The following is a 13966-nucleotide window of genomic DNA, read 5'->3' as shown; positions in this document are numbered from 1 at the left end:
AAGAAAGGTACCTCGCGTATTGACCTGGTGCATCAGGTCGAAACGCTTCATCGGCGTGTCGGCTGTGCCTCGCAACCAGATCGCGCTGGCATTGTTGACAAGAATGTCGATCCCGCCGAATCGCGCTACTGCTTCGTTTACGGCAGCATGCACACTTTCCTCGCTGCGGATATCCACCATCAAAGGCAGCGCCTGGCCACCTGCGGCTTCAATTTCCGCTGCGGCGGTGTAGATGGTTCCCGGCAACTTGGGATTGGCTACGGCACTCTTCGCCGCGATGACGATGTTTGCTCCGTCCCTGGCTGCCCGCTTTGCAATAGCCAGTCCGATTCCGCGCGAAGCGCCGGTGATGAACAGGGTCTTTCCTTTCAATGAACTCATGAATTCCCTCAATCGCGTTGAAAGCGCGGCAAAAAATGCATCAACTGGTTCAGGCGGTCGACGGGATCGTCGAGCTGCAACAACATCTGTCGCTCAGGCTGCTCCAATGGCAAGAATTCGGCAAGGCGAAAGCCCACCCAACTCGCATCATCATAGTGGCTTCGTTCAAACCGGGAGTACTCCCCGCCCGCCTGATCATGGATGCGCTCGAGAATGGTTGCCAGCAGACCACAATCCGCCGGCACGGGTACAACCGTTTCCCCGGACAAGTACTCAATGTCGCCCTGGATCAGGCCGTTGTCGCGAACCCGCGTGCTGAGCACACTGAATCGATCCCCACCTTGTGCATGAATACCCAGCAGGCCATCGGGCAGCGTATGAAAATCGGTGATCCGCGCAACCGTGCCTACCGCAGCCGGCACCGAGGGTTCGCCAGATTCCTCGCCTTCAAGTATCAGGCAAACGCCAAACCCCGAATCGCTGCGAGCGCAGTCCCTGACCATATCCAGATAGCGCGGCTCGAAGATGCGCAAGCTCAGATGCCCACCGGGAAACAGGACTGATGACAAGGGGAACAACGGCAAGTTATCGGTTTGCATCAGCAGTTCAGCGCTCTCAGGACGATCCGCACGCGCGCAGCAATTCGACGAATCGGCGTGGTGCAGCTTCGAATCCCCCGTTGGACATGAATACGACCTGGTCACCTTCGCGAATGTCTGCCTGCATGGCATTGAGTAACTCATCCACACTGGCGGCTGCCGTACCACGGCCAGCCATGGCATCCACGACTCGGCCAGCATCCCAGGGCAATTCGGGTCGCTGAAGGAAATGGACACGATCTGCATCGGCAAGCGACGGCGCGAGTTGGTCGGCATGCGCACCCAGGCGCATCGAATTTGATCGAGGCTCCAGGGCAACGACGATGCGCCTGCTGCCGACGCTGGCACGCAGACCGGCCAGTGTCGTCGCGATCGCAGTAGGGTGATGGGCAAAATCGTCGTAGACCACTACACCCGCCTCTTCAGCCACGCGCTCCATACGCCGCTTGACGCTGCGGAAATCCGCAAGCGCCGGCAGCAGCGTTGCGACATCGGCGCCGGCGGCGTTGGCCGCAGCCAGTGCCGCCAGTGCGTTCATGACATTGTGCCTGCCGAGCAGAGGCCAGCGCACCGCGCCCAGCGAACGTCCGTCGCGCAGCACTTCAAACGCCGAACCATCGCTTTCGAGCAACCGGGCCTGCCAATTGCCCGATTCGATTCCGAAGGTTTCAACAGGCGACCAGCAGCCCATCGCCAACACTTCGGCAAGCCGCTCGTCTTCGCCATTGACGATGATCCGCCCATTGCCTGGCACGATTCTCAACAAATGGTGGAACTGACGCTGGATCGCTTCCACGTCGGCGAAAATGTCAGCGTGATCAAATTCGAGATTGTTCAGAATGGCCACGGATGGGCGGTAATGCACAAACTTTGATCGCTTGTCGAAGAATGCCGTGTCGTACTCGTCCGCTTCCAGCACAAAGGGTGGGCGATCATTCTTGTCACCCTGTTGAGCCACGCTGCCCAGCCTCGCGGATACCGGAAAATTTCCGGGTACGCCGCCAATGAGGAACCCCGGCTCAAGTTGGGCGTATTCAAGCAACCACGCCAGCAGCGATGTCGTGGTTGTCTTTCCATGTGTTCCGGCCACCGCGAATACCTGGCGATCTCCCAGCAACTGCTCACCCAGCCATTGTGGCCCCGAGATATAGGGCAAACGCTGGTTGAGCACGTGCTCGACCGCAGGATTGCCGCGCGACATGGCATTGCCGACGATGACCAGGTCGCAGTCGGCATTGATATTCTCCGGTGAGTAGCCGGGCATCAGCGCGATGCCCAATGCCTCCAGTTGCGTGCTCATCGGAGGGTATACGTTGCTGTCGCTGCCCTCGACTTCATGGCCAAGCTCACGCGCCAGGGCGGCGATGCCTCCCATGAATGTGCCGCAGATACCGAGAATATGAAGTTTCATGAGTCGAGTTTAGTGCAGAAGCCGCCGCGCACCTGAATGCCCGCGAGCCCCTTTGGGGAAATGGATCGGCGAGTCGGCAACGACGCTCACATCGCGGCGTCATTGAAGAAGATCAGCCGGCTCAACGCGTAGTCGGCGATGGCCCAGGAAATGGCCAGCATCAAGCCAAGCCAGAACGGCGCATCAATGGCCTGGCGCACGATGTGCGCGTCCACGGCAATCTTCCAGATCAGCACGCCCAGACCAAGCCAGGCAACCATTATCTGTGCCGGCGTGAGAATCACCTCGGCACCCTGCGGATTGCCGAACAGCCAGGCCAGCGGAAGGATCAGCAGCGAGAACGCCATCGAACAGGACACCAGAGCCGTCATGGTCTGGAGATAGCGATTGCCGAGACCGCGAATGGACAACGCCGTCCAGCACAGGGCAAGCAGCAGTGAAATGGAAAGCAGCGAACGTGCGAGCAAGGTGTCATCAAAGCCCAGCAAGCTGCCAGAGGCATAGTCGAGCAATACAGCGGCAACGAGCATGCCCACGAGCAAGCCGCTTGAGTGCGGAAGATCTTGCGGGCCGCCTCGAAAACGGCAGAGACCGATCACGATTTCGACCAGTCGCGACAACGAGATTGTTTTTTCGCTCATGCCTAGAACGCCAACGTCAGGCAGCGGGATTGCACCGCCCCACCCGCACGGTTACACCTGTCAACTGACAGAATCAGGCCGGAAGTGCAGCGACGATGCGATTGAACACTTCATCGAGTTCACCCACGCCATCCACGGTAACCAGCTTGCCGATGGCAGCAAAATGATCCGCCACCGGTGCGGTCTGCTCGGCATAGACCTTCAGTCGGGCACGAACCGTTTCAGGGGTGTCATCAACGCGCCCTTCGGCTGCAGCGCGGCCGGCGATGCGCTCAACTATCAGCTCGTTCGGCACCTCCAGCTTGATGGCTACGTCAAACGGCTGGTTGATCCGATCCAGCAGCGACTCCAGCGCAGCACACTGGGCCAGGTTGCGCGGGTATCCGTCGAGGATGAATCCGGAGCGGGCATCCTCCTGGGCGACTCGATCCTCGAGCATGCCAAGCACGATATCGTCGGAGACCAGTTTTCCGGCATCCATGACGGCCTTGGCCTTTAGCCCCAGCGGCGTGCCCGCCTTGACTGCAGCCCGCAGCAGATCGCCCGTGGATATATGGGGGATGCGCAATGAATCCCTGAGCATCGCCGCCTGTGTGCCCTTGCCCGATCCGGGCGCGCCGAGTAGCACGAGTCGCATACTGTTCCTTCGGTGACGCGCACTCGCGGAAACCTCCACGACCCTGCGCTAGAATTCAATCGGGAAAACGCGGCGTAAAGCTATCTGCTGGAGCAGGCGCAGTCAAACCGGCACACTTGACAGGCCGCTGAGGCAAGGCCCATCAAGCGGCACACCCCCCTTCCAATCGACAGGAAATCTCTACCGATGCAAGGCAATCTGCTCTACGCCCAGTCCGGAGGCGTCACCGCCGTCATCAATGCCAGCGCCTGCGCCGTTATCGAGACCGCTCGCAAGCACAAGGTCCGAGTCCTTGCCGCCCGCAACGGGATTATCGGCGCTCTGCGCGAGGAATTGATCGACACATCCAAGGAATCCGCCAGTGCGATTGCGGCATTACGCCACACACCGGGAGGCGCGTTTGGCTCGTGCCGGTTCAAGCTCAAGTCCATTGAACAAAGCCGCAGCCAGTACGAGCGCCTGATCGAGGTGTTCCGCGCCCACGATATTCGCTGGTTCCTCTACAACGGTGGCAATGATTCGGCGGACACCGCGAACAAGTTGTCCCAGATCGGCAAGGCCCTTGGCCACGAAATGACCGTGGTCGGCGTGCCCAAGACCGTCGACAACGATCTCGCGGTTACGGATTGCTGCCCAGGATTCGGGTCGGTGGCCAAGTACACGGCAGTTTCAGTGCTTGAAGCCAGCCTGGACGTGGCATCCATGGCTGAATCCTCGACCAAGGTCTTTGTCATGGAGGTCATGGGCCGCCACGCCGGCTGGATTGCCGCAGCAGCAGGCCTGGCGGGAAAGTCAGCCGACGATGCACCGCACATCATTCTGTTCCCCGAGATCCCTTTCGACGAGAAATCCTTCCTGGCTCGGGTCAAGGCCACGGTCGAACGCGTTGGCTGGTGCACCGTCGTGGTTTCTGAGGGCGTACGCAACAAGGATGGCCAATTCCTTTCCGAAGTGGGCACACGCGATGCGTTCGGACATGCCCAGCTCGGTGGCGTGGCTCCGCTGCTGGCGGATCTGGTCAAGCAGAAGCTCGGATACAAGTACCACTGGGCCCTGCCCGACTACCTGCAGCGCTCAGCGCGTCATATCGCATCGAAGACTGATGTCGAGCAGGCGTACGCAGTCGGCAAGGCCGCAGTCGAATACGCACTTGCCGGAAAGAACGCAGTCATGCCGGTGATCGTCAGAACCTCCGATTCACCATACCGCTGGAAGATCGAGCCGGCGTCGCTGAAGAAAGTCGCCAACCACGAGAAAAAGCTGCCCAAGAGCTACATCCGCCGAGATGGCTACGGCATCACCGAAGCGGCACGGCGCTATCTCGAACCGCTGATTCGTGGTGAGGAGGCTCCACCATCGGGCAAGGATGGCTTGCCGAAATACGTGAAGCTCAAGAACGTGGCCGTGAAGTCAAAACTGGCTCCCTTCTCGATAGCTGACTGATACGTGCCAGTACCCGGGCCGCCCGGCGTACGCAGCATCGACGCTGCCCCGCAAACCCGGCCATGGCCGGGTATGCCCATTCGCCCATGGAGCCTGCACGAATGCTGCACCGCACGAATGTGTTGCCAGTCAAGGCATGGCTATACTCGTCGGGTTTGTGGGGTCTCTGCGGTTTCCTTTGATTTGCCTGCTCCTTGGGAGGAATAAATGTTGCAGCAACATGGTTTACTGTTTTCGATGATCTGTGCGGTATTGGCCATTCTCTACGGCGTCTGGTCAATTCGATGGATTCTTTCCAAGCCGGCCGGAAATGAGCGCATGCAGGAAATCGCCGAGGCGATTCAGCTGGGTGCCCGTGCCTATCTCAACCGCCAGTACATGACGATTTCCATCGTCGGCGCCGTGCTTTTCGTTGCGCTCGGCCTCGCCTTGAACTGGCCAACCGCATTCGGCTTCGCCGTCGGTGCAATCCTTTCCGGCCTCGCTGGCTACATCGGCATGCATGTCTCGGTACGAGCCAACGTGCGCACAGCCGAAGCGGCACGCAGCGGTATTGCTGCGGCACTGGCCGTCGCGTTCCGTGGCGGCGCCATTACCGGCATGCTGGTTGTCGGCCTCGGCCTGCTCGGCGTCGCCGGCTACTACGTATTGCTCTCGAAACTGGGGCATACCCCGGACGAGGCCCTGCACGCATTGATCGGACTGGCCTTTGGCTCGTCGCTGATCTCGATCTTCGCGCGACTCGGCGGCGGCATCTTCACCAAGGGCGCCGATGTGGGTGCCGATCTCGTCGGCAAGGTCGAAGCCGGTATCCCGGAAGACGATCCGCGCAACCCGGCCGTGATTGCCGACAACGTCGGCGACAACGTCGGTGATTGTGCCGGCATGGCCGCCGACCTGTTCGAAACCTACGCAGTCACCCTGATCGCGACCATGTTGCTCGGTGGCGTCATGTTTGCCGGCAATCCGAACGCCGTGCTCTACCCGATCGTGTTGGGCGGCGTTTCCATCATCGCCTCGATCATCGGCACCTTCTTCGTCAAGACCAGTTCTGGCGGCAAGATCATGAACGCCCTGTACAAGGGTGTGATCGTCTCCGCCGTGCTTTCCGCAATCGCCTTCTGGTTCGTGACTCAGGAGCTTTTCGCCAGTGGACTTGAAGTCGGCGCCGGCGTCGTCATTCCTGCTGCCAACATCTTCTATTGCAGTCTGGTCGGCCTGATCCTGACCGGCGCCATGGTCGTGATCACCGAGTACTACACGGCCACCGAGTACGCCCCCGTGCGTCATGTTGCGCAAGCCTCGACCACCGGGCATGCCACCAACATCATCGCCGGCATCGGCATCTCGATGAAGTCGACCGCCTGGCCGGTGCTTTCGGTGTGTGCCGCCATCTGGGCTGCCCATCATTTCGGCGGCCTCTACGGCATTGCCGTGGCAGCCACAGCCATGCTCTCGATGACCGGCATGATCGTCGCCCTCGATGCGTACGGCCCGATCACCGACAACGCCGGTGGCATTGCCGAAATGGCTGACATGCCTCCGGAAGTCCGTGCAGTCACCGACCCGCTGGATGCAGTCGGCAATACGACCAAGGCCGTGACCAAGGGTTACGCGATCGGATCTGCCGGTCTGGCTGCCCTCGTCCTGTTCGCCGACTACACGCACAAGCTCGCCGTCGAACATCCGGACAAGATCTTCACCTTCGACATATCCAACCACTACGTGATCATCGGCTTGCTGATCGGTGGACTGATCCCGTTCCTTTTTGGTGCCATGGCCATGGAAGCGGTAGGGCGTGCAGCCGGTTCGGTGGTTGAGGAAGTCCGTCGTCAGTTCCGTGAAATCGACGGCATCATGGAAGGCACGACCAAGCCCGACTACTCGCGTGCGGTCGATTTGCTGACCAAGTCGGCGATCAAGGAAATGATGATTCCATCGCTGTTGCCCGTGCTGGTTCCGATCGTGGTCGGATTCGGGTTCGGCTGGATTGGCGGTCCAATGGCCGGCGCGCAGGCGCTTGGCGGCATGCTGATCGGCACGATCGTCACCGGCCTGTTCGTGGCCATTTCAATGACGACAGGCGGCGGTGCCTGGGACAACGCCAAGAAGTACATCGAGGATGGCAACTTCGGCGGCAAGGGTTCCGAAGCGCACAAGGCCGCCGTGACAGGCGACACCGTGGGTGACCCGTACAAGGACACCGCCGGCCCTGCCGTGAATCCTCTGATCAAGATCATCAACATCGTGGCCCTGTTGCTGGTGCCACTGCTCTGATCGCGGTCGCCAGGACGGGCCGCTGGCCCGTCCTGGCGTACGGATCTGTGGTGACCTTGTCACGGCCGAAACCGAACACCTTTTGCAGGTTATGCTGAACAAAGCGATGTCCAACGGTTCGGAGATGTTCGAACCCCGGATTAATTGAATTCATCGAGAATGTTGGGGTTCGCTGCGCTCACCACCAACCTACGGTGGAGCCGACATGAGGCACATCGCCCATCTGCTCTTCGCACGGGGAGCATTCATGCCCTATGCCGTTTGATAGGTTGCGAGAAAAGCATCGCAGCTGAAGTTTGCTTCTACAAAAATCGAGCTTGCAGTCGGCTGCTCAGGTTTTCTTCGAAACCAGTCCGCGCAGCTTGCCCATCGCGTCACCGATGCGGTTGAAACGCGCACCAATGCCATATTCGCGCTTCAACATCGCGATGTCTTCTTGCTGGCGAGCGACGATCTGTGATTCCCAGCGCCGCTTGACCTCCTGCTGGTGTACCCGCGCACGCAACTGACTGCGATAGTTCTCGGGCAGCACTTCACGCATCAACTCGGTAGGATCCCGCATCAGATAGCGACCTATCTGGTCGTACAACGCTTCGTTGACCAGTTCGGGTGCAACCGTCTTGACTGCCGTGGCCAGGTCATCAAAATTGCTGAAGGTCATTCTCAATTGACCCGTGGCAGCATCGGCCGTGAACACGGCGGTCAACGGAATTCGGCCCTTGGCCTTGAACGTTGATCCCACAACTTCGCCGGAAGTATCCTTGGTCTGCGCCAAAGGTGCGCCAAACCTGTGCCGCTGGAACAGCGTCGACAGCGCGCGAACCCGGTTCGATCCTTCGACCTGAACGCTGGGGCATTCGGAACTGGCGATCGGCGCAAAGAACGACAACGTGATTTCTTTCGAGGACGGCTGGCGGGCTTCATGCAGCTCATACTCATGCTCGACATAGCCAATCACGTCACCGTAACCAGCCAGTGTGTGCGTGATCGCGACCTTCGGCTGAAGTACCTTCAACTTTGCGACCAGCTCACCCAGGTAGGTGAACAAATCGGCCATGGCCGGCTCAAGCACCGTGCGATAGGCGGTTTCGCGAGCAGCCTTGAGTGCCGCAGCATCCTCGTCGCTGGACTTGCGCCGCTGCGCTTCGTTTTCAAGTTCGTCGAGCAAGCCCACGATCATTCTCCTGCGGCTGCAGCTGCAGTCGCACAAATTTCTTCAATGCCCTTGGGCTAGCTGCCGGCATCGCCGGTCGTGCTGACCTGCTGGCGACGATAGTACCCCCGTCGGATTGAAGCAAGAATGCTGCCAAATCGGGGCTGTCTTGCAAAATAGTTGAAGCAATGCGATTCAGTCGCCACATTTCGCGGCACAACCTCGCTCACACCCATGCAATAGGCCGCTGATGGGTGACGGAGGCATCGCCGTTCCTGCTAAGTTACCCAGGCGAAGAAAAGGAATTGATTCCGTGACATCAACTGTCAACAGCATGGACATCGCGAGCACGCCAAAGCCGATTTGGGAACCTGGCCAGGATCGCATCGAGCGCGCAAACCTCAATCGATTCATGCGCTTCGTCCGCGAGCGAACCGGCAACGAAGATATCCGGCGTTACTCGCCGCTCTACGATTTCTCGATCCGCAAACCCGAGCGCTTCTGGCAACTGGTCTGGGAGTTCTGCGGAATACGGGCCAACGGTGATTTCGAACCTGCCCTGGTCGATGGCGACAAGATGCCCGGCGCGGTCTGGTTCCCCAATGTCCGCCTGAATTTTGCGCAAAATCTGCTGCGCTACAAGGATGATCGAACGGCCATCGAGTTCCGCAACGAGCGGGGTCAGTCTCGGCAGATCACCTATTCGGAATTGCATTGCGAGGTGGCGCGTGCGGCACAAGCCCTGAGGAATGCCGGAGTCGGTGTCGGTGACCGCGTAGCAGGATTGTTGCCAAACATTCCGGAAGCCATTGTCGCCATGCTGGCGACCGCATCGCTGGGCGCAATCTGGTCATCGTGCTCACCTGATTTCGGCATCGAAAGCCTGGTTGACCGGTTCGGCCAGATTGAGCCGAAAGTCCTCTTCTGCGTCGATGGATACACCTATGCAGGCAAGGCGTTTGCGTGCCTTGAAAAGGCAAACGGAGTTGTTGCTAGCGTGCCGTCCATCGAGGCTGTCATCGTCATTCCCTACGCTGGCGATCCCGCCCTATCGGAGTATTCTGGCAAGCTCAGGAGCTGGCCCGATTTCGTTGGTACCGGCAACCCGAACCTGGAATTCGAACTTCTGCCGTTCGATCACCCGGTCTACATCCTCTATTCGTCGGGAACGACCGGAGCGCCAAAGTGCATCGTTCATGGCGCAGGCGGCACCCTCATCCAGCATCTCAAGGAATTGGTCCTGCATACGGACCTGAAGCGTGAGGACCGTTTCTTCTTTCACACCACATGCGCCTGGATGATGTGGAACTGGCTGGCTTCCAGTCTCGCCGTCGGCGCGACAGTGGTGCTCTACGACGGCTCGCCATCCTGGCCAAAAGACGACGTGCTATGGGATCTTGCAGACGAGATCGGCATCACTGTATTCGGAACCAGCGCGCGCTGGCTGGCCTCCATCGAAAAGGCCGGGCTTCGTCCCGGAGTCACGCACAAGCTCGTGAGCCTGCGAACGATTCTGTCAACCGGCTCACCGCTTGCACCGGAGAGCTACGATTACGTTTACGGCCAGATCAAGGCGAACATCCTGCTGGCATCGATCTCCGGGGGCACCGACATCATTTCCTGTTTCGCGCTTGGAAACCCGTTGATGCCGGTTTACCGGGGTGAATTGCAATGCCGTGGCCTCGGCATGAAGGTCGAGATTCTCGACCATGCGGGCGAACCAGTTTCGGAAATTGGTGGTGAACTCGCCTGCACCGCCCCTTTCCCGTCGATGCCGGTCGGGTTCTGGGACGATCCCGATGGCGCTCGCTACCACGAGGCCTATTTCTCCCGCTTCCCGAGCGCCTGGTGTCATGGTGACCAGGCCATCCTCACCAAGCGCGACGGTGTCGTCATTCTGGGTCGCTCAGACTCGACGCTGAACCCCGGCGGTGTTCGAATCGGAAGCGCCGAGGTCTATCGCCAACTCACGGGGATCGAAGAAATTCTCGAATCGATCGTGATTGGCCAGCAATGGATGAATGATGAGCGCATCGTGCTGTTCGTCCGTCTGCGCGAAGGCTGCTCACTCGATGACGCGTTGCGCGAAAGGATCAAGTTGCAGATTCGAAATAGCACCACGCCTCGCCACGTCCCGGCAAAGATCATCCAGGTAGCGGATATTCCACGCACCCATTCAGGCAAACCCAGCGAAATTGCAGTTCTTGATGCCATACACGGGCAACCAGTACGCAATCGCCAGGCACTGGCCAATCCTCGATCACTCGACGATTATGCGATCATTCCCGAATTGCAGGATTGAACGCCTACCCGCCCGGCGGGACGGACCAAGGATCGAAGGAAATGCGTGAAACAAAAGAGCCCGTACTTGTGCTTGGTTCCGCGGGGTTTATTGGTTCGGCGCTGTGCTCGAAACTCGCCAGCCAGGGTCGGCCGGTTTGTGCGCTGGGCCGCTCCGAACACACGGGCGCTTTGGGCCCTATCACCCATCTGCGCGGATCGATCGAGGACAAGCACCTGCTGCGCGAGGCCGTGGCCCGGTGCAGCACCCTCGTCTACACGGCCAGCATCAGCACGCCCGCGACCAGCGCTGCAGATCCGGCACTCGAAGTCATCGGAAACCTCCTGCCGTTGTCGCGCGTGCTCGAGTGCGCTGCGGACTTTCCCGGCAGGCACCTGGTCTATCTGTCATCGGGCGGTACCATCTACGGAGACCTCGCCACCAATGCCAGCGAGGACTTTCCACTGCGGCCACGCTCATACTACGGAGCAGGCAAGGCGGCCGCGGAGGCATTGCTGCACGCTTGCGTGGCAACCAGCGACTGGACGGCCACCTCGCTCCGACCCAGCAATCTCTTTGGCCCTGGCCAGCCAGTCTCAAAGGGATTTGCCATTGTGCCAACCTTGTTTGACCGCGCCAGCGACGGCGAGCCGTTCCAGATCTGGGGCGATGGTTCGATTGTTCGCGACTATTGCTATATCGACGATCTGATTCGCGCCATCATTGCTGCAACCACGGTCGCACAGACAAAACGGTTCAACGTCTACAATGTTGCCAACGGTCGCACCACGTCGATTCTGGAACTTGTGAAAGCCTGCGAACGGGCCAGCGGCCAGCATATTCAAGTCGAGTTCAAGCCCCCTCGCGGCGTCGATGTCCCCAGCGTTTCACCTAGTGCAAAGGCAATCAGGGAAGATCTGGGCTGGAGCGCAGAGATCGATCTGGAAACCGGCTTGCGTCGAACCTGGGAGTGGCGCCAGCAGTCGACCCCTTCGAATTGAACTACCCGCGAACTGCAATCGAGAACATTCCTGATGCACCCTGAACGCATGGAAGTAGACATTGATGTATCCATAGTCGTCCCCGTCTACGGGGGCTGCGATGCACTGAACGAGCTCAGCCAACGCGTTGGCAAGTCCATGCAAGGGGCAGGGCTGACCTACGAATTGATCCTGGTCGATGACCGTGGCCAGGCCGAATCGTGGCCGGTCATCCGCGACCTGGCGCGGAATGATGCTCACATCGTCGGACTGCGCCTGAGTCGCAATTTTGGCCAGCATGCCGCGACCATCTGCGGCATCGAACAAGCCCGCGGCAACTGGATCGTCACCTTGGATGACGACCTTGAGCATCCTCCGGAATCGATCCCCGCGCTGCTCGAAGCAGGCAATGAAGACTGCCCGCTGGTCTATGGGCTGTTTCCGCGGCGCACCCACGCACGCTATCGAAACCTCAGCTCTGAATTGATGCGCCGCGCTTTGAAGCGCGCGTTTCCGGATCTCAATACCGAGTACTCATCGTTTCGAGCGATCCACGCGCCACTGGCTCACCAACTGATCGGCTTCAAGCTCAGTCGCCCTTACATTGATGGCATGTTGTCGTGGATGACCTCGTCAGTCGCAACGGTCGAGGTCACCCACGGAGAGCGCAAGCATGGCGATAGCGCGTACACCTTGCGCAAACTCGTATCGCACGCCGTCAACATCTTCGTCACCTTTTCGCACTGGCCATTGCGCGTCGCAAGCTATAGTGGCGCTGCGCTGGCACTGGCCAGTTTTGTCTACATGATGTTCGTTGTGTACGGCTACTTCACCGGCACCATCACCAACCCGGGCTACACCTCGCTGATGTCCGTCATCCTGTTTGCCTGCGGCGTGCAGCTTCTGATACTCGGCGTATTGGGAGAATATGTCGGGCGCCTGATGGGCGCCGCGTACCACAAGCCGGTTTACCTGGTCGAGTCCAGGACTTCATCTGGAGCGAAGGGATCCATTCGCACGTGACTGATCAATTCGATCCGGAAACACATTCCGGGGAATCATCCCAGTCCAGCACACGAAACTACCGCAAGATTGGCGGCGAATTCCTGCGCTACCTGATCATGGGTGGCAGCAACACGATTGCTGCTTACGCGATCTATCTGTTGCTGCTGAACTGGATGCGTTACGAAGTGGCTTACACCATTGGCTATGGCGTGGGTATTGTCATGGCCTACGCATTGAGTGCGGTGTTCGTGTTCCGCCAACCCATGCGAAAACGCTCGGCCCTGAGATTCCCGCTGGTCTATGTGGCGCAGTTCCTGATCAGCCTCGGGCTGCTGCGCCTTGCTGTCGAAGTCATCCACATTCCGCAGTGGCTGGCACTGGGATTCGCGGTGATCCTGACCATCCCGGTCACCTTTCTTCTTTCACGCTGGGTGCTGCACTCTGGCTGAGGCATTGGCCGGCCGCCGCGCACAAACGACGTACTGCGCCCCCAACGGCAACCAACGCAGCAAGCGATCAAACCTGCGTGCCCAGGGGCGGTCCAATGGCAGGAAAAAGAGATAGCGCTGCGTGACAATTTCAAACCCCTGATTACGCAGCAACTCGCGAACGCGAGAGGCGCGCAGCAACACCGCATCGTGATCAAACGGACAGCGCCAAACCGCCCAGCGCGTCATCGGGTTGATCGGGTTGTGCTCGTACACGGCAAACAAGCCACCCGGTCTGGTCACCCGCCAGGCTTCCGCAACAAACGATGGCCACTGATCAGGCGGCACATGGTGCATGACGCAGGTAGTGCTGCAGAAATCGAACGTAGAATCCTCAAACGGCAATCGCGAATCTTCCTGAACGGAATATTCGATGTCCGCATTGGACAAACGCGCATCCTCAATGGCCTCAGCGGATACGTCCACACCGTGCAAGCTGCCCACATGCGGCGCCAGCAGCGGGTGCGACACCCCCACTCCGCAACCGATATCCAGGCTGGAAACCTGCGACTCGGCCATGCCTGCCTGAGCACGCAAGATGTCCAGAGTATCGACCACCCTGCCCCGTGCAAACATGTCCATGCCGAGACCGGAAAAGCCGATCGAGCGGTTTACATCGTCCCTGTAGCTGCCTGGATATGCATCCGAAGACCAACGATTGTTGCTGCTC

At 59.5% G+C, this 13966-nt stretch carries 13 protein-coding genes; 6 read left to right on the top strand and 7 right to left on the bottom strand.

Annotated features, from left to right (window positions below; translation table 11 throughout):
• From WBP53_RS05545 to WBP53_RS05525, 5 genes are all read right to left on the bottom strand, one after another.
• The coding region (locus tag WBP53_RS05545; protein ID WP_423926758.1) for an SDR family NAD(P)-dependent oxidoreductase at window positions 1–381 on the bottom strand (381 nt) is incomplete at its 3' end.
• A gap of 8 nt (window positions 382–389) precedes the next feature.
• The gene (locus WBP53_RS05540) at window positions 390–980 is read right to left on the bottom strand and encodes an LON peptidase substrate-binding domain-containing protein (RefSeq protein WP_423926756.1); all 591 of its coding nucleotides are present in this window, start codon (window positions 978–980) and stop codon (window positions 390–392) included.
• Between the two features lie 16 nt (window positions 981–996).
• The gene (mpl, locus tag WBP53_RS05535) at window positions 997–2391 is read right to left on the bottom strand and encodes a UDP-N-acetylmuramate:L-alanyl-gamma-D-glutamyl-meso-diaminopimelate ligase (RefSeq protein ID WP_423926754.1); all 1395 of its coding nucleotides are present in this window, start codon (window positions 2389–2391) and stop codon (window positions 997–999) included.
• Between the two features lie 86 nt (window positions 2392–2477).
• The gene (locus WBP53_RS05530) at window positions 2478–3032 is read right to left on the bottom strand and encodes a hypothetical protein (RefSeq protein ID WP_423926752.1); all 555 of its coding nucleotides are present in this window, start codon (window positions 3030–3032) and stop codon (window positions 2478–2480) included.
• A gap of 73 nt (window positions 3033–3105) precedes the next feature.
• On the bottom strand, window positions 3106–3669 hold the full coding sequence (locus tag WBP53_RS05525; RefSeq protein ID WP_423926750.1) for an adenylate kinase: 564 nt from the start codon (window positions 3667–3669) through the stop codon (window positions 3106–3108).
• Between the two features lie 186 nt (window positions 3670–3855).
• Here WBP53_RS05525 and WBP53_RS05520 point away from each other — a divergent pair, with 186 nt between their 5' ends.
• A complete protein-coding gene (locus tag WBP53_RS05520; protein ID WP_423926748.1) occupies window positions 3856–5112 on the top strand; it encodes a 6-phosphofructokinase in 1257 nt (418 codons plus the stop codon).
• A gap of 207 nt (window positions 5113–5319) precedes the next feature.
• Window positions 5320–7389, top strand: a complete 2070-nt coding sequence (locus WBP53_RS05515) for a sodium-translocating pyrophosphatase (RefSeq protein ID WP_423926746.1) — start codon at window positions 5320–5322, stop codon at window positions 7387–7389.
• Window positions 7390–7720: 331 nt separating this feature from the next.
• On the opposite strand, the gene WBP53_RS05510 is transcribed toward WBP53_RS05515, so the two are convergent.
• Window positions 7721–8563: a hypothetical protein gene (locus tag WBP53_RS05510; protein WP_423926742.1), complete on the bottom strand. Its 843-nt coding sequence runs from the start codon at window positions 8561–8563 to the stop codon at window positions 7721–7723.
• A gap of 292 nt (window positions 8564–8855) precedes the next feature.
• On the opposite strand from WBP53_RS05510, the gene WBP53_RS05505 reads away from it, so the two are divergent.
• Genes WBP53_RS05505 through WBP53_RS05490 form a run of 4 tightly spaced genes read left to right on the top strand, consistent with a single transcriptional unit; the run spans window position 8856 to window position 13257 of the window.
• Entirely contained in the window at window positions 8856–10844 is a 1989-nt protein-coding gene (locus WBP53_RS05505) for an acetoacetate--CoA ligase (RefSeq protein ID WP_423926740.1), read from the top strand.
• 41 nt (window positions 10845–10885) lie between these two features.
• Complete coding sequence (locus tag WBP53_RS05500; RefSeq protein WP_423926738.1) at window positions 10886–11824, top strand: NAD-dependent epimerase/dehydratase family protein; 939 nt, start codon at window positions 10886–10888, stop codon at window positions 11822–11824.
• Window positions 11825–11857: 33 nt separating this feature from the next.
• Complete coding sequence (locus WBP53_RS05495) at window positions 11858–12826, top strand: glycosyltransferase family 2 protein (protein WP_423926736.1); 969 nt, start codon at window positions 11858–11860, stop codon at window positions 12824–12826.
• On the top strand, window positions 12823–13257 hold the full coding sequence (locus WBP53_RS05490) for a GtrA family protein (protein WP_423926734.1): 435 nt from the start codon (window positions 12823–12825) through the stop codon (window positions 13255–13257). Before WBP53_RS05495 ends, WBP53_RS05490 begins: the two co-directional genes overlap by 4 nt.
• On the opposite strand, the gene WBP53_RS05485 is transcribed toward WBP53_RS05490, so the two are convergent.
• Window positions 13231–13966, bottom strand: a 736-nt coding sequence (locus WBP53_RS05485; RefSeq protein ID WP_423926732.1) for a class I SAM-dependent methyltransferase, incomplete at its 5' end; no start/stop codon positions are given. The genes WBP53_RS05490 and WBP53_RS05485 overlap by 27 nt on opposite strands.

Origin of the sequence: Dokdonella sp. (assembly GCF_049593775.1) — a bacterium.
Taxonomy (GTDB): domain Bacteria; phylum Pseudomonadota; class Gammaproteobacteria; order Xanthomonadales; family Rhodanobacteraceae; genus Dokdonella.
This window is presented reverse-complemented; position numbering and strand designations above follow the sequence as displayed.